Annotated in this window: 18 protein-coding genes and 1 pseudogene; 13 read left to right on the top strand and 6 right to left on the bottom strand. The window is 34.0% G+C overall.

All coding sequences use genetic code 11. The features are described from left to right. Positions 1-289 (top strand): transposase (locus H593_RS19365; protein ID WP_245585063.1); only part of this gene is annotated, 289 nt, incomplete at its 5' end. Positions 290-472: 183 nt separating this feature from the next. Here H593_RS19365 and H593_RS0114450 read toward each other — a convergent pair. After that, the gene (locus H593_RS0114450) at positions 473-1,870 is read right to left on the bottom strand and encodes a fasciclin domain-containing protein (RefSeq protein WP_037052516.1); all 1,398 of its coding nucleotides are present in this window, start codon (positions 1,868-1,870) and stop codon (positions 473-475) included. Between the two features lie 81 nt (positions 1,871-1,951). Here H593_RS0114450 and H593_RS0114455 point away from each other — a divergent pair, with 81 nt between their 5' ends. The 8 genes from H593_RS0114455 to H593_RS0114490 all read left to right on the top strand — a co-directional run bounded on the left by H593_RS0114455 (position 1,952) and on the right by H593_RS0114490 (position 10,271). Continuing rightward, positions 1,952-2,656 carry a toxin-antitoxin system YwqK family antitoxin gene (locus H593_RS0114455; RefSeq protein ID WP_037052519.1) on the top strand — a complete coding sequence of 235 codons (705 nt, stop codon included), beginning with the start codon at positions 1,952-1,954 and terminating at the stop codon, positions 2,654-2,656. A gap of 146 nt (positions 2,657-2,802) precedes the next feature. Beyond that, on the top strand, positions 2,803-3,990 hold the full coding sequence (gene mnmA / locus H593_RS0114460) for a tRNA 2-thiouridine(34) synthase MnmA (protein ID WP_028873093.1): 1,188 nt from the start codon (positions 2,803-2,805) through the stop codon (positions 3,988-3,990). A gap of 70 nt (positions 3,991-4,060) precedes the next feature. Continuing rightward, a complete protein-coding gene (locus tag H593_RS0114465; protein ID WP_028873094.1) occupies positions 4,061-5,665 on the top strand; it encodes a S8 family serine peptidase in 1,605 nt (534 codons plus the stop codon). Next, positions 5,666-6,613, top strand: a complete 948-nt coding sequence (locus H593_RS0114470; RefSeq protein WP_028873095.1) for an NAD(P)H-dependent flavin oxidoreductase — start codon at positions 5,666-5,668, stop codon at positions 6,611-6,613. It begins immediately after the preceding gene. A 42-nt stretch (positions 6,614-6,655) separates the two neighbouring features. Then, positions 6,656-7,759 carry an ATP-grasp domain-containing protein gene (locus H593_RS0114475; protein ID WP_028873096.1) on the top strand — a complete coding sequence of 368 codons (1,104 nt, stop codon included), beginning with the start codon at positions 6,656-6,658 and terminating at the stop codon, positions 7,757-7,759. 320 nt (positions 7,760-8,079) lie between these two features. Beyond that, complete coding sequence (locus H593_RS0114480; RefSeq protein ID WP_051229762.1) at positions 8,080-9,468, top strand: MATE family efflux transporter; 1,389 nt, start codon at positions 8,080-8,082, stop codon at positions 9,466-9,468. Positions 9,469-9,471: 3 nt separating this feature from the next. Beyond that, entirely contained in the window at positions 9,472-9,702 is a 231-nt protein-coding gene (locus H593_RS0114485; RefSeq protein WP_028873098.1) for a hypothetical protein, read from the top strand. Next, complete coding sequence (locus H593_RS0114490) at positions 9,699-10,271, top strand: phosphatase PAP2 family protein (protein ID WP_028873099.1); 573 nt, start codon at positions 9,699-9,701, stop codon at positions 10,269-10,271. The genes H593_RS0114485 and H593_RS0114490 overlap by 4 nt, the downstream gene beginning before the upstream one ends. Here H593_RS0114490 and H593_RS0114495 read toward each other — a convergent pair whose 3' ends face one another. The 3 genes from H593_RS0114495 to H593_RS0114505 are packed head-to-tail and all read right to left on the bottom strand — an operon-like array spanning position 10,272 to position 13,232. After that, positions 10,272-11,903, bottom strand: a complete 1,632-nt coding sequence (locus tag H593_RS0114495; RefSeq protein WP_051229763.1) for an ArnT family glycosyltransferase — start codon at positions 11,901-11,903, stop codon at positions 10,272-10,274. It abuts the gene before it with no gap. Then, positions 11,881-12,519, bottom strand: coding sequence for a lipid-A-disaccharide synthase N-terminal domain-containing protein (locus tag H593_RS0114500; RefSeq protein ID WP_028873101.1), 639 nt, complete (start codon positions 12,517-12,519; stop codon positions 11,881-11,883). Before H593_RS0114500 ends, H593_RS0114495 begins: the two co-directional genes overlap by 23 nt. Further along, positions 12,516-13,232: a glycosyltransferase family 2 protein gene (locus H593_RS0114505; RefSeq protein WP_028873102.1), complete on the bottom strand. Its 717-nt coding sequence runs from the start codon at positions 13,230-13,232 to the stop codon at positions 12,516-12,518. Before H593_RS0114505 ends, H593_RS0114500 begins: the two co-directional genes overlap by 4 nt. Positions 13,233-13,343: 111 nt before the next feature. On the opposite strand from H593_RS0114505, the gene H593_RS0114510 reads away from it, so the two are divergent. Continuing rightward, positions 13,344-14,282, top strand: coding sequence for an NAD-dependent epimerase/dehydratase family protein (locus tag H593_RS0114510; RefSeq protein WP_028873103.1), 939 nt, complete (start codon positions 13,344-13,346; stop codon positions 14,280-14,282). Here H593_RS0114510 and meaB read toward each other — a convergent pair. After that, a complete protein-coding gene (gene meaB, locus H593_RS0114515; RefSeq protein WP_028873104.1) occupies positions 14,272-15,354 on the bottom strand; it encodes a methylmalonyl Co-A mutase-associated GTPase MeaB in 1,083 nt (360 codons plus the stop codon). The two genes, H593_RS0114510 and meaB, sit on opposite strands and share 11 nt — an antisense overlap. A gap of 6 nt (positions 15,355-15,360) precedes the next feature. Continuing rightward, a complete protein-coding gene (locus H593_RS0114520) occupies positions 15,361-15,933 on the bottom strand; it encodes a DUF2911 domain-containing protein (protein WP_028873105.1) in 573 nt (190 codons plus the stop codon). A 517-nt stretch (positions 15,934-16,450) separates the two neighbouring features. Between H593_RS0114520 and H593_RS21335 the strand changes: the two are divergent. The 3 genes and pseudogenes from H593_RS21335 to H593_RS0114540 form a co-directional block, all read left to right on the top strand. Then, positions 16,451-16,721, top strand: a pseudogene (locus tag H593_RS21335) (RNA polymerase sigma factor); the annotation flags it as partial. A 327-nt stretch (positions 16,722-17,048) separates the two neighbouring features. Beyond that, complete coding sequence (locus H593_RS0114535) at positions 17,049-18,551, top strand: serine hydrolase (RefSeq protein ID WP_028873107.1); 1,503 nt, start codon at positions 17,049-17,051, stop codon at positions 18,549-18,551. Positions 18,552-18,705: 154 nt separating this feature from the next. After that, complete coding sequence (locus tag H593_RS0114540) at positions 18,706-19,398, top strand: peptidoglycan DD-metalloendopeptidase family protein (RefSeq protein WP_028873108.1); 693 nt, start codon at positions 18,706-18,708, stop codon at positions 19,396-19,398. The last annotated feature ends 103 nt before the right edge of the window (positions 19,399-19,501 follow it).

The raw sequence follows: 19,501 nt of genomic DNA on the forward strand, positions 1-19,501 counted from the left end.
GGTTCAAGGGCTTAGAAATATATTTAATACTACGACATCAATACAGGTAGGCTATACTAAACTAGCACATTGGTATAAGGATGTAGAACAGTCTGGATTTAAAACCTTTAATACAGTAGCCAATACAATTACAGTAAACTATCGTTCTATATTAAACTATTTTATTAATAGAAGTACTAATGCTTCTGCGGAATCTTTCAATGCTAAAATAAAAGCATTTAGAGCTCAATTCAGAGGTGTCAAAAATGTAGAATTCTTTCTTTTTAGATTAACTACAATTTTTGCTTAACACACAACTTTTGTTCTTGATCCGTCACATTTCTGAAGGTACACACGATACGGTTTTATAGGCGCAACTCTTATGTTAAGGCATAAAAAAGCCCCAAGATGAATATCTTAGGGCTTCTGTAATAAGTTCTTTACAATTTACATTATGCTATTAATCAAATTTTATACGAACTTATAAATATATTTAATCTGCTGATGGTAACATCACTTTGTTTAATACATGGATGACTCCGTTTCCAGCTTGAACATCTACTGCTATAATACCAATGTCTGTATTTCCTGCACCATCGGTAACATCTGCGATGTTATCTCCAGTTCCTGGTAAACTAATTGTAATAGCTTGTCCGTTAAGCATTGTTGGTGCAGCGCCATTACTAGCTACTAAATTTGTAGACGTAACATTTGCATTTCCTAAAACATGGTGTAATAATACCTGAGTTAATACGTCTGCGGCAGGAGGTGTTCCTAAATCGTCAAAAGCAGCGTTATTTGGTGCAAATACGGTGAAAGGTGCTGGACTTGTTCCGTTGACTGTGGATAATGTTGCAACAAAATCTGTATCAGGAGTTAAAGTCGTTAATGCAGTGACTAAAGTTGAAAAGTTTGGATCTGCCGTTGCAAAAGTGACAATAGAAGGAATATCAATTACAGTATCTACTGCGTGGATAATTCCGTTTGTTCCAATAACATCTGCAATTGCAACAGAAGATACGCCGTTAAAACGAACACCATTGTCAGTATTAGAGTATAAGCTAATCGCATTATCATTAGGACCTACAGCTAAAGAATTAGTGTATATGTTTCCTAAACCAACTAAATCTGTTGAAGTAATTGCTCCAACAAGTACGTGGTTTAATAAAATGTTTGACAAAGCATTTGAGTCTGGATTTGTAAAGTCAGAAAATGCATCATTAATCGGTGCTAAAACTGTAAAAGGACCATCACCTTGTAAAGTTGTTACTAGGTCTTCAGAAGTCAATGCTCCAGCTAATGCTGAAAAGTTAGAATTGTTTACAGCATGATCAACAATACTTGGCAAACCAATGACTGCATCTACAATGTGTACAGTACCATTAGATGCGCTAACATCTGCAGTAGATACACTTGATACATCGTTAAATCTCACACCATTACTAGTGTTAAAATAGATACTCATTGTGTTCCCACCAGCACCAGTAGCATTAGTTCTTGTGTAACCAGCACCTAATCCTGTTAAATCTGTAGAAGATAAATCTGCAGAAATCACATGGTTTAATAATACTTGTGATAAAACATCTGTTGGTACTGCTTCTAAATTAGCAAAACCATTGTCGCTTAAAAAAGTTTCGAAAGCTAGGTTTGTTGGAGCTAGTACTGTAAATGGACCACTACCATTTAATACGTTTACTAAATTTCCATCGGCAGCTTGTAAAGCAGCGACTAAACTACTTAAATCTGCAGTCGCTATTGCAGTGTCTACGATATTTAATTGTACAGGAACTACTGCTCCTCCATTGTTGTCATCATCGTCACTACATGATGTAATGGCTAGTGCCATTAAAAATAACGGTAAAAATTTGATTGTTTTTGAAATAATTTTCATTTTTTTGAGTTTTTGTTGTTCAACATTAATATTAAAATAATAATTGTCGAACAAAATTACTAAATGATTAAACAAAACTTGATGAAACACTCTATTTTTATATATATTTTAACAATTTTAACTTCAACCATTTATGCTCAAGAAACTGTAAATCAATTTGATAACGGTAATAAAAGGCATGGTGTTTGGAAAAAGTACTTTGATAAGACTAAAGAACTGAGATATGAAGGTCAATTTGAACATGGTAAGGAAGTAGATACATTTAAGTTTTATACACTTAACACAAATAAAAGTGTTTTGAGTGCAACTAAAGTATTTAATGATATCAATAATAAAGCTCAGGTTATATTTTTGTCTTCAAAGGGAAAACTTATTAGTAAAGGGGAGATGAATGGCAAACTTTACATTGGTAAATGGATATACTATCACAATAAAAGTGCATCTATAATGTCTACAGAGTTTTATAATGATAATGGAAAATTACAAGGAGAGAAACTTGTTTTTTATCCAGATGGAACTATTGCTGAAAAGGCAAATTATAAAGAGGGAAAGCTCGATGGGAAATCTATATGGTATGCGAAAAACGGTACCGTGTTAAAGGAGTTCATGTACGAAAATGATGAATTAAATGGTGATTGTAAATATTATGGTGCTTCAGGGGATTTGGAAGCTGAAGGTGCATACAGAAAAGATGTAAAGCATGGAATTTGGAACTATTATGAAAACGGAAAACTCGTAAAAACTAAAGATCATACCAAACGAAGTAAAAACCCAAATAAACAATAGCTAAAAGTAAAATTATACATAGATAATTATAATAGCAACAGCCCTTCTGTTGCTATTTTTATTTCTTAATTTTGCAGTATGAAACATCAAATTAAATCGCATGTTGATGTTTCATCTGACCATAAAATAAAAACAATAATTATCAGATGAAAAGAGTGATTGTCGGACTTTCAGGAGGAGTAGATTCTAGTGTTGCGGCCTATGCATTACAGCAGCAAGGTTATGAGGTTATTGGCTTGTTTATGAAAAACTGGCATGACGATTCTGTAACTATATCTGATGAGTGTCCATGGTTAGATGATAGTAACGACGCTATGTTGGTTGCAGATAAATTAGGGATCCCATTTCAAACAGTAGATTTAAGTGAGCAATATAAAGAACGTATTGTTGATTATATGTTTGATGAATATCAAAAAGGGAGAACACCAAACCCAGATGTGCTGTGTAATAGAGAGATCAAATTTGATGTCTTTATGAAAATAGCCTTAGATTTAGGAGCAGATTATGTAGCGACTGGACATTATTGTAGGAAAGGTACGATAGAAAAAAATGGTAAACCTATTTATAAATTATTAGCTGGTGTTGATGATAATAAAGATCAATCGTATTTTTTATGTCAGTTATCACAAAAGCAGTTAGCTAAAGCCTTATTTCCAATTGGTGAGTTAACAAAACCTCAAGTTAGAGACATTGCTGCCAAATTAGATTTGGTAACGGCAGATAAAAAGGATTCTCAGGGACTTTGTTTTATTGGTAAAGTAAGATTACCAGAATTTTTACAGCAAAAATTGAAACCTAAAGAGGGTGTGATTGTTGAAATTCCTGCTGAACAAGAGTATTATACTATTGAAACCCCAAATTTTGACAGTAAGGTTGATGAACTTCACTATTTAACGAAAAAGATAGATTATACTATTTCCGACGGAAAAATAGTAGGAAAGCATCAAGGTGCACAGTATTTTACTAAAGGTCAGAGAAAAGGTCTTGCAGTGGGTGGAACGGTTGAGCCTCTTTTTGTAATAGATACAGATGTTGATGATAATGTCATATATACTGGTCAAGGGAAAAAACATCCTGGTCTTTTTAAGAGAGCGTTGTTTGTGACTAGTGATGAATTACACTGGATACGCGAAGATTTGGCACTTAAGGTTGGAGAAACCATGAAAGTCAAGGCAAGAATACGGTATCGTCAATTACTAGAAAAGGCGATACTTCATAAAGTAGATAACGGACTTTTTGTTGAGTTTGAAAATCTGCAATCTGCAATAACTGAAGGTCAGTTTGTTGCATGGTATCTGGATGATGAATTAGTAGGTTCGGGAGTAATTTCATAAATTGCAATAAAGAAATCTTAATGTCTCACGCTTAAAAATGTTCGCATTTTTAATTGTAACACGAATTGCTATGAAGAAAATCCTACTCATTAGTTTTGTATTCTTTCAGTTGGCAGCCTATGCGCAGCAGGATGCTTGGGTTTATTTTAACCAAAAAGAAAATGTTCAAGCCTCAATTGATAATCCTATTTCAATTCTTACACAACAGTCTATAGATCGAAAAAACTTACATGGTATTGTCATTGATGAGCGTGATGTGCCAGTCAATGAGGGGTATATCACTATGATTAAAGCTCCGGAAACTGGTGTCATTGTTTTTGCGAAATCAAAGTGGTTTAATTCCGTTTATGTTAGAGGAAGTGAGGAAGATATCAATGCACTAGTTGATAGTTTTGATTTTGTTGCTGCTGTAGATTTTGCTGATGCGAGTCTAAATATGTTAAGGGTAGATGTTTCCGAAGATAAATTTTTGATAGAAAATACCGAAGTGTCCTTTAACTATGGAGATACTCAAAATCAAGTTGAGATGATAAATGCAAATGCCTTGCATCTTCAAGATTATACTGGAGAAGGTATTATTGTGGCAGTTCTAGACTCTGGGTTTCCAAATGTGGATACTCTGGGAGCATTTCAACGTTTGCGAGATAATGGTGATTTAGTAGGTGGTTATGATTTTGTGAGACGTGATGATAATGTACATGCTTTTACAGGCAATGATCATGGTACAAAAGTATTGAGTAATATGGCTGGTTTTATTCAAGATCAATTTGTAGGTACTGCTCCAGATGCCTCATACTATTTGTTTTTAACCGAAGATGTGTCTAGTGAAACTCCAGTTGAAGAAGCGTACTGGGTAGAAGCTGCAGAGCGCAGTGATAGTTTAGGTGTTCATATCATCAATACGTCTCTTGGCTATAAAACATATCAAAACCCTAATTACAGTCATACTGATGCAGATCTTAATGGGAGTACTACATTTATAACTAGAGGTGCAAACATTGCAAATGAAAAGGGGATTCTAGTAGTAACATCTGCAGGGAACTCTGGTTCAAGTGGAGTTGGAGCTCCAGCAGATGCCACAGGTGTTTTGACTATTGCCGCAGTAGATGCAGATGAGAATTATGCAACATTTAGTTCTCAAGGAAGTGCATTTCAGGCCACTCAAAAACCAGATGTCGCAGCGCGAGGCGTGGCCGCTTTTGTTGTTGATGATACGAATAGCATAGTAACTAATAATGGTACGTCTTTTAGCTCTCCAATAATGGCCGGAGGTATTGCGTCTTTATGGCAAGCTTTTCCACAGGCTACAAATGAAGAAATTAAAGATTATGTGCGCATGTCAGCATCTCAATTTACAACACCAGATTTTTTTATTGGGTATGGGATACCAGACCTTCAATTGGCATTAGACCTAGGTTTATCATTGCAGGAGGAAGCTCTTTTTGAGTTTAAAGTGTATCCTAATCCTGCTAGAGATATTTTGAATATTCAAATACCGTCATCAAACGAGATTACTACACTAAGAATTTTTGATGTTTTAGGGAAGTCGGTTTTAGAACAAGATATTACAGAGTCTTCTAGACAGTTGGATATTTCTGCAATGGCTCCTGGTTTGTATATGATGTCTTTTCAATCTGGTAATGCTTCAAAAACATTCAAACTTATAAAATCATAAATGACGAATAAAATAACAGAACTCTTTGGTGTCAAATATCCAATCATACAAGCAGGTATGATATGGAATAGTGGTTGGAGGTTAGCTTCTGCCGCAAGTAATGCTGGAGCTCTAGGGCTTATTGGAGCTGGGTCTATGTATCCAGATGTGTTGCGTGAGCATATACGTAGATGTAAAGACGCAACAAACCAACCTTTTGGGGTAAATGTGCCAATGTTATACCCTAACATTGAGGAGATCATGAATATCATCGTAGAAGAAGGTGTTAAGATTGTGTTTACGTCGGCAGGAAACCCTAAAACATGGACTTCTTGGTTAAAAGAAAACGGTATAACTGTGGTTCATGTAGTGAGTAGTGTGAAATTTGCTTTAAAGGCACAAGACGCTGGAGTAGACGCTGTGGTCGCTGAAGGTTTTGAAGCTGGAGGTCATAATGGTAGAGAGGAAACGACCACATTAACCTTAATTCCAATGGTCAAGGAGCATCTTAAGGTTCCTTTAATTGCTGCTGGAGGTATCGCTACAGGTCAGGCGATGTTAGCTGTGATGATTTTGGGAGCTGATGCTGTTCAAGTAGGAAGTCGTTTTGTCGCTAGCATAGAATCCTCTGCTCATGAGGGATTTAAAAAGGTCGTTGTCGATGCTAAAGATGGAGATACTCAATTAACATTGAAAGAGTTGGCTCCTGTTCGCTTAATAAAAAATAAATTTTTTAATGATGTTCAAGAACTTTATAGAAAAGCACCCACAGTAGATGAATTAAAGTTACTTTTGGGACGTGCAAGAGCTAAACGAGGCATGTTTGAAGGAGATTTAGAAGATGGAGAACTAGAAATCGGACAAATTGCAGGATTAATTCACGAGATTAAACCTGCTGCTCAAATCATAGAAGATATAATTACTGAATTTAAGCTAGCCCAAAAACAAGCACAAGAAATTATAGTATAATGACTCTTTTTGATAGTTATTAATGGATACCCTAAATAATTAATGAGCATAAATCAAAACATTTTAATTCCAGATGGAGACAGTACTTGGGCTCTTTCTGTTATACAATGCTTGTCTCAGGTAGAGGGATACAATCTATTTGTTTTATCGAGCACAAAACGCACAGCAACAAAATTTTCTAATTGTACATTTTATTATAAGTTTTATGAGAAAACCAATGATATTGACTGGATTGATATTATTAATTCAGAGATAGAAAAACATGCAATAGCTGTTGTGCTGCCAATTGCAGAACGAGAGATTCTTTTTTTTATAAAGAATAAAGAGCAAATTTCAAGTTTAGCCCTAATAAGTCCATTACCAAATCTAAAAGACTTTGAAACTGCTGTAGATAAAAGGAGATTAAGTGATTTTGCGAAAATTCATAATATTCCGCATCCAAATTCTTTCTATTTTACTTCGGAAATTGATACACAAGGCGTATGGTCTCAAATTAAGTTCCCAATTTTAATAAAGCCACTGCACTTAAAAGGTGGTGACGGGATTCAAAAAATAAATTCAAGAGACACGTTTCAAAAATATTTAGAAAAGGCAAACAACACTTTGTTTATCCAGGAGTATATTGAAGGTTATGATATAGATTGTAGTGTGTTGTGTCTAAATGGTAAGATATTATGTCACACCATTCAAAAGGGAAGTTTAAAAGGGGATAACAATTTTGCTCCGCAATTAGCTTTTGACTTTTTCCAAAATGAAGAGGTCCTTGAAGTTGCTAAACTTACCATGTCTAAACTCAATTGGTCTGGAATAGCACATCTAGATATGAGATACGATACTAGGGCTAATAATTTTAAGCTTATTGAGATTAATGCTCGTTTTTGGGGGAGCATAGAAGGGTCTATGTTTGCTGGAATAAATTTTGCTGACCATGTTATAAGATTAGCTTTAAATCAAGATGTGAGTTATAAAGACGCTGAGGTTATCCACTATATGAGATTGAAAGGAGTCGTGAAGTCTATTAAAAATAACCCATTATTTATTTTAAAAAGACAGTATTTATTAAATAATACTCAGACTAAAACCTTTTTAAAAGACCCTTTGCCGACATTATATAAGTTTAGAGAATGGTTGGGAAGACGTTTTTAAAGTTGCGCATAAAAAACAAAAAGAGGACAAAGCCTCTTTTTGTTTGAAACGTTTTCTAACGATAAAATTTTTAAATCCCTCTAAAATAATAGCTAAAAAAGTTTCTACTCCAAATACCTAACCTACTACAATAAGGTATTTATGACCATAAAAATAAGGGTTTATTTAAACTATCGTTATGAATTGACTCTCAATTTATTAACAATTGTTATTCATAACTTTATAGTAATCAAACAATTGAATTTTTAGCGTTTTAAAATCCTATAATCTAAGATGATAACCAGATTAAAAAAAATTAACTTTGCACTCCAATTTATTCAATGTTAATGCTATTACAATACACAAAAGAATTTAGTTACAATTTTAAGTTAGCTGCTCCAATTATCTTAGGGATGTTGGGGCATACTTTTGTGAGCTTTGTTGATAATGTAATGGTGGGCCAAATAGGTACAGCAGAATTGGCTGCCGTCTCTTTAGGAAACAGCTTTATGTTTATAGCGATGTCTGTAGGTATTGGTTTTTCAACAGCAATTACACCTTTGGTTGCAGAAGCTGATTCCGCTAATAATTTTTTAGAAGGAAAATCTTCTTTTAAACATGGTTTATTTTTATGCACAATATTAGGTGTGCTTCTTTTCCTATCTGTTTTTTTTGCCAAACCTTTACTATATCTAATGAAGCAACCTGTTGAGGTTGTTGAATTAGCATTACCGTATTTGAATTTGGTTGCATTTTCATTAATTCCGTTAGTGATTTTTCAAGCTTTCAAACAGTTTAGTGATGGTTTATCTATGACAAGATATCCTATGTATGCTACAATTTTAGCTAATATTGTTAACGTCGTTATAAATTATGTTTTGATATTTGGAAAATTTGGTTTTCCAGAATTGGGAATTGTTGGAGCAGCATATGGTACCTTAATATCTCGTTTTGCTATGGTAGCTCACCTCTGGTGGTTGCTTAGAAATAAAGAAAAGTCAAAAGCATTTGTAACTAATATTAAGTTTTTTGTTCTAGATAAATTAATGCTTAAAAAACTAATTAATCAAGGAACACCTAACGCTATGCAAATGTTTTTTGAGGTTGCCATTTTTACATCAGCCATTTGGTTGAGCGGTTTATTGGGTAAAAATGCGCTAGCAGCTAATCAAATAGCTTTAAATTTATCATCAATGACTTTTATGGTAGCCATGGGGTTAAGTGTAGCATCCATGATTAGAGTTGGTAATCAAAAAGGATTAGGTCAATATTTAGAGCTTCGTAGAATAGCATTCTCAATATTTTTATTAGCCACTTTTTTAGGCGTGCTTTTTGCTGCTTTCTTCTTTGTTTTTCATGAAGCATTACCAAAACTATATTTAGATTACGATGATAAAATCAATCTAGTAGATAACATAGAAGTGGTGAGTATCGCTGCAAAATTGATGATTGCGGCAGCGATTTTTCAAATAAGCGATAGTATTCAAGTTGTTGTTTTAGGAGCGCTTAGAGGATTACAAGATGTCAAGATCCCTACCATTATAACCTTTATTTCGTATTGGGTAATTGGGTTTCCTATTAGCTTTTACTTCGGAAAAGAAGAAAATTATGGTAGCTTTGGCATTTGGATGGGATTACTTGCTGGATTATCAACCGCCGCAGTTTTACTGTTTATTAGATTTAACCATCTAACGAAAAAGTTAATTTTGTCAAATACTAAAGACACTTAAATAATGGAACTACCAAAATTTATACTTGGAGATAATACAGATTATCCAAACGCTATATATGTGATTCATACCGAATTCCCTCGATTTATAATCAATCTAGAAGATGATGAGGTAGAATGGTTTGAAGAGTTTGATGAGCATGATCAAAAAGAGATTGAAGCAGAAGCTGAAAACCTTATTCAAGGTGCAACCGATTTTTACGATAGGGAAGTGTCTAGATACGATGACCAATGATAGAAGAACTTGTAAAATATGATCAAGAGCTATTTCTTTACCTAAATGGTTTGGGTACTCCATTCTGGGATTCTTTCTGGTTAGCCTATACCTATAAGTTAAATTGGATTCCTTTTTATGCGATTTTAGGGTATTTAATATACAGGAAACACAACTCAAAAATGTTTGTATTGACATTGGTTGTGATCGCTCTAATGATTACATTCACTGATCAAGTGACCAATTTATTTAAATATGGAGTAGAACGTTTTAGACCGTGTCATGAAGATGGTATAGCCGAAAACATGAGATTGGTTAGAGCTCATTGTGGTGGTCGTTTTGGTTATTTTTCAGGGCATGCGAGCAATTCAATGGCCTTAGCAATTTTTGTTGGATTACTATTAAAACGGAGTTTTAAGTATCTAAAATATATATTATTTGTTTGGGCGTTTGTTATGGCTTATAGTAGGATTTATGTAGGAGCTCACTACCCTTTAGATGTTGTTAGTGGTATGGTTTTTGGAGCGTTTACAGGGTTTCTTTTCTATAAATTAGACAGCTACCTTCAATCGAGATTTCGACCTAACTAATTAATATTTCGTCAACATATAAAAGTGATTTCTAAGTCGATCGTTATAAGATCTAGAGTCTAGTCCCATTTCATTAAGGTCAAAGGTTTCTACCTCTTCAATATGATAAAGAGTCTCGATAAAATCACGATCTTCAGCATTAATAGCATCTGCTAACATCCCGAATTTTTTTTCCTTCGGAAATTGATAAGCACCACCACTTTTTATCGGTAAAATTTTATCACCATACTCCCAAATCATTTCTGGCGAGACATAGTTAAAACCGTAGACCTTGATATGTTGTGAATCTAATTTGCTTTTTAATTCTGAAATAGGTCTAAAATTATCACTCGCGAATGCATCTTGCAATGGTAATGCAACGATAAGTAAACTCACGAAAAATAAAATAGTGAACTCAAAGACATGATTGATATTTTTTTTTTTTAGCTGAAATAGGATGCCTAAACCAAGGGCTAAACTGATAAGAGATGCTAGTATGTACCACAACCAAAAGCCATTGAGTTGCGCTTTTAAAAATAGATAGGCTACTACTGGAAATGCTAAAGCAATCAATGCGATTAGGGTAAAATTAAAATAGACAGGTATGGTTTCACGCTTATCTTTTAAATTTTTAAAATGTCTTATCAAATAATCAATATAGAACCCTGTGTTAATTGCCAAAGGGATAAGAACAGGCATTAAGTAGCGTGACTTCTTTTCCGGAATTATAGATAACAAAATAACCGCAAAAATTGTCCAATAAAAGCTGAATTTGTAAGCTTTTAAATTGGAAACTTTACGTTTTAAATACGGATATAATAAGCCTATAAATGCAGGGATAGTCCAAATTCCGCTTTGCGTAAAAAAGCTCCAATAATAGTAAAATGGCCGTACATTATAACTGGTCCAATTACCAGTCTCTCTTTCAGCAATTGCTGTAAACGTTTGTGCGTCATAAATTCTCACATATAAATACCAGGAGCCTCCAATGATTAGAGCGATGACAAGACAAAGTAAAAAGGAGAATACTAATCGTTTATTAAATTTATACTTAAATGAAAACCCATAAGCCAATAGAAAAGGAAGAAGTAGCACATAAAATGATACTGGACCTTTACTTAAAATGGAGCAACCAATAAAAAATCCTGCAATCAAACTATGTTTTAGGTAGTTCGTATTATTTTGAAATAATATGAAGAGCTGATAAATACCAATAAGCATAAAGCCATGGGTGATAATATCTGATGGTGCTTCAAACGCAATACCAATGATATAAAATGAAGTAAGGAGAATAAGTGCCGTATGCATACTTTGCATTTTACAATTCGTAAGTTGCTTAGAAATTAAGTAGGAGTAAACTCCAGTAATAGCAATAAAAATGATTGCAGGTAATCTGTAAGCGATAATGTTTTTTATTCCAAATAGAATGGCAAAACAAGCGCAAATCCAACTGGGTAGCGGTGGTTTTTGGTAACGTGCCTCTCCATTCATTGTAGTTAATAACCAGTTGTTATCTGTGATCATTTCTCTAGCTGTAATAAAATTACGAGCTTCCATGATACTAATTTGAAGCGTGTCTAAATGAAAACCGAGCATACACAGAACTAGGAGAATGATACCTACAATAGGCTTATTTTGTAGTTTTTGTAGCATCTGTTCTATGAATTAAATAAATATTTCTTGCATAAATTATCGAGCCTAATCCATGACCCATTAAAAGGACCCAATCGGTTCTAATGACTGCATAGGTTAGAATAAGTATGGAGCCAATTAGGCTTAGTAGCCAAAACCCAAATGGTAATATGGATGATTTTTTAGCTTCTGAATATAACCACTGATACACAAATCTAAGTGTGAAAATTATCTGAGCGATAATCCCTAATCCTAAAAGCCAGAATGGTATGTCTTCGTTATTAAAAAGTAGATTTATATCAATTTTGTTATTGTTGAAATAGTAAATTACAATTAAAGCTGGAAAAATTAACAAAAACAACTGCAGTACTTTTGGAAATTTATGCCATTGCTTCTGCAATTGGAGATTGCGTATATAAATATAATAGGTAAGCGATTGTCCGAGCATTATCGAAAAATCATAACGTAAATAGCCATAAATAAAAAGAAGTACTGATGCAAATAGACTTAGTGTCCAAAAAAGAGTAGGAGTAATAACGCGTTGCTGTTTTTCTGAAGTAACCCATTGAATAATCAATCGAGAAGAGAACAGTATTTGAGCTAAAAAACCAATGCTATATATGATCCAACTGCTCATGTACTCTTTTTAGCGACGTCATAATTGATGTATTTTTTCTTCATCCATAAATAAGCGAAGCAGTCCATTAGTGGTCCCAATAAACGATTCCATAATCCAAATTTTGCGGTACCTGCAATTCTTGGGAAATGTTGTACAGGTATTTGTATTACTTTACCATGTTGTAATAAAATCATAGCAGGTAAAAAGCGGTGTAAACCCTTAAACATTGGGATTCGTTTAGCAAAATCTGTTTTAATCACTTTTAGTGGGCATCCTGTGTCATCCATGCCATCATGTGTGAAAGTTCTGCGAATTCCATTCGCTATTTTTGACGACATGTTTTTTACAAAGCTATCTTTTCTATTCGCCCTAACACCAGTAACTAAATCGAACGCTCCAATATGTTCAAGGAGTAAATCAAAATCTTTTGGATCGGTTTGTAAATCAGAATCTATATAACCAACCAGTTCTGTATCAACATAATCAAAACCTGCCTTTATAGCAGCACTTAAACCGCTGTTTTCAGAAAAAAGCAGAAAATCAAAATGAGCATGTGTATTGCAAATAGTTTCAATAATCGCTTGACTATTATCTTTAGAGCCATCATTAACAAAAAGAATTTTAGTAGGAGTAGAGGCTGTTTTTGTATATGCTAAAAGTTCTTTTTCTACACGCTCTAAATTGTCTTCTTCGTTGTAAACAGGTACAATAATCGTGAATTTATAATGCATCTATGATAAAGTTAATTAAACTAAGGCATGACAAAAATATCCTTTTTTATCTAACAGCAATTCATTTAGATTGATTTTAAAATTGTTAATTTGTAGGTTTAAACTTTTTATATGAGAATACTAGTTACTGGAGCTGCTGGTTTTATTGGATCACATACTGCTGAACGTCTTAAAAGTGTAGGTCATGACGTTATAGGATTAGATAATTTTAATGAGTATTATAGTTTAGAACTCAAAAGACTTAATGCTAAAGCTTTATTAGAAAAAGGAATTGATATTATTACAAAAGATTTACGTGATTTGGATTTAGCTGAAACGCTTCCGAAAAATATAAACTACATATTCCATTTTGCAGCACAACCCGGAATTTCTCTAACATCTACATTCGAAGATTATTTTGAAAATAATATCATAGCAACGAAAAACTTAGTTGATTATGCTCTACAATGCGACGATTTTAAACTTTTCGTAAATATTGGTACATCGTCAATTTATGGATTAGAAGCCACATTCCCAGAAAGTGTTGCTCCTGAACCAGCATCACATTATGGTGTCACTAAATTGGCTGCAGAGCAATTAGTACTTCAAAAAAGTAGAGAAGAGCAGATGAGTGCTTGTTCATTGCGTTTATACTCTGTAATTGGACCACGTGAGCGTCCAGAAAAAATGTATACTAAATTGATTGATTTAGGCTTGAAAGGTGAAGCATTTCCTTTATTTGAAGGTAGCGATAAACATTTACGCAGTTTCACATACGTTGGTGATATCGTAGATGGTGTTGTGAGTGTAATAGGCAACGAATCTAAAGTAAATGGTGAAATCATAAACCTAGGAACAGAAGTAGAACATACCACAAAAGAAGGGATTGAAGCTGTTGAGCAAATTCTTGGAAAATCTATTGCGCTTAATGTCATTCCAAAACGACCAGGTGATCAATCTCGAACAAAAGCTAATATTGATAAGGCGAGGAGGTTATTAAATTATAATCCGCAAACTATATTGTTAGAGGCTGTGAAAAAGCAAGTAGAATGGTATAAGGCTAATTTTTAAGTCTTAATAAATATTCAGCTGCAACAAAAGGCGTCGTTTCTCCGTGTTCAATTAATTGTAACTGCGTTTTAAGTGCCTCTTTAATTTTTGGTTGATTGAAAAAATCAGATTTTAATCGGTCTTCAATAGTTTGTAGTAACCAGAATTTATTTTGTTCTGTACGATGTGTTTCAAAATAATTGTTCGCTTTTGTATGTTCTAAATACTCTAAAATCAATACCCATAGTTCGTCAATGCCTTCACGATGTAAAGCACTGCATAAGCTTACTTTTGGAGACCACTCAGACTCTTTTTGCGGATACAAATGCAAGGCTCTGTTAAATTCTACTTTAGCCAGTTTAGCTGCTTTTAAATTCTCGCCATCTGCTTTGTTGATGGCAATCGCATCTGCCATTTCAATTATGCCACGTTTGATGCCTTGGAGTTCATCTCCAGCACCAGCAATTTTTAGCAGTAAAAAGAAATCGACCATACTGTGAACAGCAGTTTCACTTTGTCCGACGCCAACAGTCTCAATAACAATAGTATCAAAACCAGCAGCTTCACAAAGAATAATCGATTCACGAGTTTTGCGAGCAACACCACCAAGAGACCTTCCAGAAGCCGATGGTCTAATAAAGGCATTATCATCTTTTACAAGATCTTCCATTCGGGTTTTATCGCCTAAAATACTCCCTTTACTCAAACTGCTACTTGGATCAACAGCTAAGACAGCCACTTTTTTACCCAGAGAGGTGAGGTGAAGTCCGAATGCCTCAATAAAGGTGCTTTTTCCTACTCCAGGAACTCCTGTTATCCCTATTCTTACAGATTTATTAGCCTTAGGTAAGCATAATTTTATAACAGCATTAGCTTGTTGTAAATGCTTAGGGTTAGAACTTTCGACAAGTGTAATAGCTCTACTTAGAGCAGTGATATAACCGTTTAAAATTCCAGTAACTAAAATGTTAGTATCGAGTTTTGCTTTTCTTTTTTCCTGAATACGTTTAATTGAAGATGCACTGGTGATATCAGATTGTGATGATACACCATCTGTTTCATGTAGTGCAGATGATTTTAATTTTTTAGACAAAAGCCTCTAGTTTTGATCTTTAATTACATTTAAAGGTACTGCTATTTTTGTGTTATCCCAAGCCATAGTGAGTTTCAGGTCGTCTGTAGAATTATCAAAAGCAATGGTGAATTGCTCAACTGTAGTCTCTATTTTTTCTATAGGAACATCAATTTCTAAGATATCATGATTTGGATCCCACATGGGTTGCATTTCTTCGTCAACTCCCCAGTTATATTGTTTGGTATTGAACATGACATTCCACGTAGAATCTTTAGGGACCGTCCACAAGGTATATTTTCCTTTAGGTAAAAAGATGCCTTGAATCATTAAGTTTTTATTCGTTTCAAAAGTGGTTGCTTCATTTGCTCCTGTTCTCCAAACTTTGTTAAAAGGGACTAAAGCACCAAAGACCTCTCGACCTTTTTTAGTAGGTCTGTTATAGAAGACTTCGAGTTTGAGGTCATTCAATTTGAACTCTACAGTGTCTTTGGGACTCAATCTAGGAGAAAATATATTTTCAACAACATAAGAATATAAAAAGAGTCCTATTGCAACAATAGATAATATAATAAGTAGGCGCTTTAAAAAAGTATTCATAGCAATATAGAATTGTTAACAGTGTCCGGAAATAAACAAAGCACTATTAAATTTGTTTCTTTTTGTATCCTTTTTAAGCATTTGGTCATAAGACCGCAACTCATGAAAACAAATAAAAAGGATACAAAAACAGTTCAAGTTAAAAAAATAGTCTGTTTATGTTCAGACATTTAATAATTAACTTCAAATATAATTGAAATTGAAATGCTACGTCTATACTTCACGAGAATTTCTGTAAATTTTAAAAATATTGTAATTTTTTGCAACACTCCTGTATTTGTGTCGTTTTTATAATGAACTCCTCTTGATGTTTTGTTTTAGACCGAAAAGTTTAGTTTTTGTGATATCACAATGCTATTTTTTCTAAGTGTAGTCTCGCTATGTTTCTAAAAAAGAACGAAGTTAGAGGTCAAAATGGAAACTTTGCAGACGAATTAAATAGTCGAGATGAATTCGCTGAACCAGTGCCAAGGAGATGTAATTGATCTATAAGGTATGTAACCAAACCAAAACAGATTTGAAGACACTTCAAATTGATATTATTGAACAATGCAAGCAGAATGATCGTTCTGCGCAACTCAAACTGTACAATCAATATTGTGATGGTATGTTTGTGGTTGCTATGCGATTTGTAAAGGATGCGATGGAAGCTGAAGATATCGTACAAGAATCCTTGTATTAAAGCAATTGCAAAACTCAATCAGTACAAAGTAGAAGTCATTTTTGGGGCTTGGTTAAAACGTATCGTAATTAATAAAAGTATTGATTATTTAAAATCCAAAAAGCAGTAAGTTTGCCATTCAGAGCGTAGCGAAGAAACGCATATTAATAAAACTTTAGATTCGCTAGACATTAGCTGCGCTATATGTTTTCAATTAAAATGATATTATAATTTCAATAGATTTCTGAATGATAATCCAAGTCATTCAAATTGTCATTCTGTCCCGAAGCTTTGGAAGGTGGAATCTCTTCAACCAGACTTCACAATTTGTTGTATCTCATATTTGTGAGTTGTCTCATTTCCGAAGGAAAAAAACGAACAAAACCTTAACAATAAGTGACAATTAATTAAATTACTTACCTTTATGGAGAACAATTACTTTCAATCAAAAATTATGAGGTTATTCAAACAATCCTTAGTCGTGTGTCTTTTTTTTGCATGCTTTTTTTCATGTCAAGAGGAATCCAAAATAGAAGTAGAAGAAGAGTCTAAAAGTGAGTATGCTAAATTTGTGGATGCGATGAGTGCTGAAGGCATTGCTACAGGCAATATTCTAGTCTACGAAAAAGGGGAAGTCGTCTTTAAAAGTTCTAATGGATTGCGTTCTATCAATCCAATAGATTCTTTAGATTTAAACTCTCAATTCCGTTTGGCCTCGGTAAGTAAGCAGTTTACAGGGATGGCGATTATGAAGTTAAAGGAGGCTGGTAAATTAGAGTACGACCAAAAGGTGAATACTATTTTAACCGACTTCCCTTATGATAATATCACTATTCGTCAGTTGCTACATCATGTTTCCGGACTTACGGATTATGAGCGAATTATAGTTGAAAACTTCATAAAAGAAGATACAACAAAACAATACATATTGGGTAATGATGAGATTTTAAAAGAGTTTTATCGCGTTGATCCTGAGTTAGATTTCAATCCAGGAGAGAAATGGGAGTATAGCAATACAGGGTATTTGGTATTGGCGTCTATTGTAGAAAAGGTCTCTGGCCAACATTTTAGAGATTTCTTAAAAGAACAGATTACAGATCCAATTGGCATGACTCATACGGTATTATATAAGTATCAAATGAATGCAGATTCAAAGATGCCTAACCGCGTGTTTGGGTATAGAAAAGCATTGAACCAAACAGATTTAATTAGTAATGATTATGACATTGTTAATGATGTGAGAGGTGATGGCGGAATATACTCCACCCTAGACGATCTCTACAAATGGAATATGGCCTTAGCTAAGCACACTATTATTCCTAAATCATATTTGGATGAAGCTTGGGAATCTGGACAAACAAATGATGGAGCATTTACGGGTTACGGTTTCGGTTGGTTTTTAGAGTATAATCCAGGAGAACCAAGAATTATTAATCATTCTGGCGGTTGGGTTGGTTTTGTCACCTTTTTACAAAATGAGGTGGATGCACAAAGTGGTTTTATAATTTTAACTAATAACTCTGGTGAGCATTTCGAGTCTATTTATGATAACATTGAAAGGCTAAAAGCAGGAGAATCTTACCAAATGCCACGAACATCGATTTATAAAGAAATGGCAAAACGTATTTATGACAAAGATGTAAACGAAGCGATTACATTTTATAAAAGTGTTAAAACCGATACCATCAATTATGCAGTAAGTGAAAGTGATATCAACCAATTAGGGTATTTATTAATCAATGAAGATAAAGTAGATGCTGCAACTCAAATATTTAAATTGAATAGGGACGAGCATCCCAAATCTGCAAATGTGTATGACAGTTATGGCGATGCACTTTTAATGCAAGGCGATTCTATACAGGCTTTGGAGAATTTTAAAAAGTGCTTTGAAATGGACGATAGTTTAATGTATGCAAAGGACAAATCTGAAGCCTTGGAGACCGCTTTGAAAAACTAAAATTGTCATTTAGGGCGTAGCGAAGAATCTCTTATTTGATTTTTTAAAAGTTCTTAAGAGATTATAATTGTCATGCCGCACACGTTCGGGAATCGCTTTACTCAAAGAGTTCCAAATAGTCTTCAATTAACGTATTTTTGATAAAAATTAATGCATGACTACACAAGCGTTCTCTCAATTATTAAATGAGTTAGGTAATCCATCACTTTATGTTTTAGACCCTTCAATTTCTAAATCAGATTACGTTGCTCTAGATTTATCAAAATCCAATGACGCACTTAATACTGTTGATGTCTCTTCTTCGGAAACATTAGAGCAGTATATCAATAGCTATATCATTAAAAATAATGCTAAAGTAGCGTATGGAGGGTATCTTGAAACCCGAAACATCTACCAACGAAGCAGCTATTTTAAAGACATTAATCCAGAAACCGAACGTAATATCCATTTAGGTCTCGATCTTTGGATCGCTGCAGAAACGCCTATCTTCTCGCCTTTAGATGCTGAGGTACATAGTTTTAAAAACAATACCAATCATGGTGATTATGGACCGACAATTATTCTAAAACACACGATTGAAAACATGGAATTCTATACACTTTACGGACATCTTAGTTTAGCGTCGATTCAAAATCTCCAAGTAGGGCAAGTGTTTAAGCAAGGTCACCAAATTGGGACCTTAGGAGATGCAAGCGTGAATGGTGATTATGCACCACATTTACACATTCAAATTATTAAGGATGTACAAGGTTTTGTTGGAGACTATCCTGGTGTTTGTTCTAAGTTGGATTTGGAGTTTTATAAGGGGAATTGTTTAGATCCTGAGTTATTACTGAGCTTGAAATAATATAACACAGCCTTTGTTGGTGTTTTCCACCAACAAATAATATGTAAACAAGACATGTGACGATGAGGAAGACTGTTGGTGAAAAACACCAACAGTGGCAAGT

Origin of the sequence: Psychroserpens burtonensis DSM 12212 (assembly GCF_000425305.1) — a bacterium.
Taxonomy (GTDB): Bacteria; Bacteroidota; Bacteroidia; order Flavobacteriales; family Flavobacteriaceae; genus Psychroserpens; species Psychroserpens burtonensis.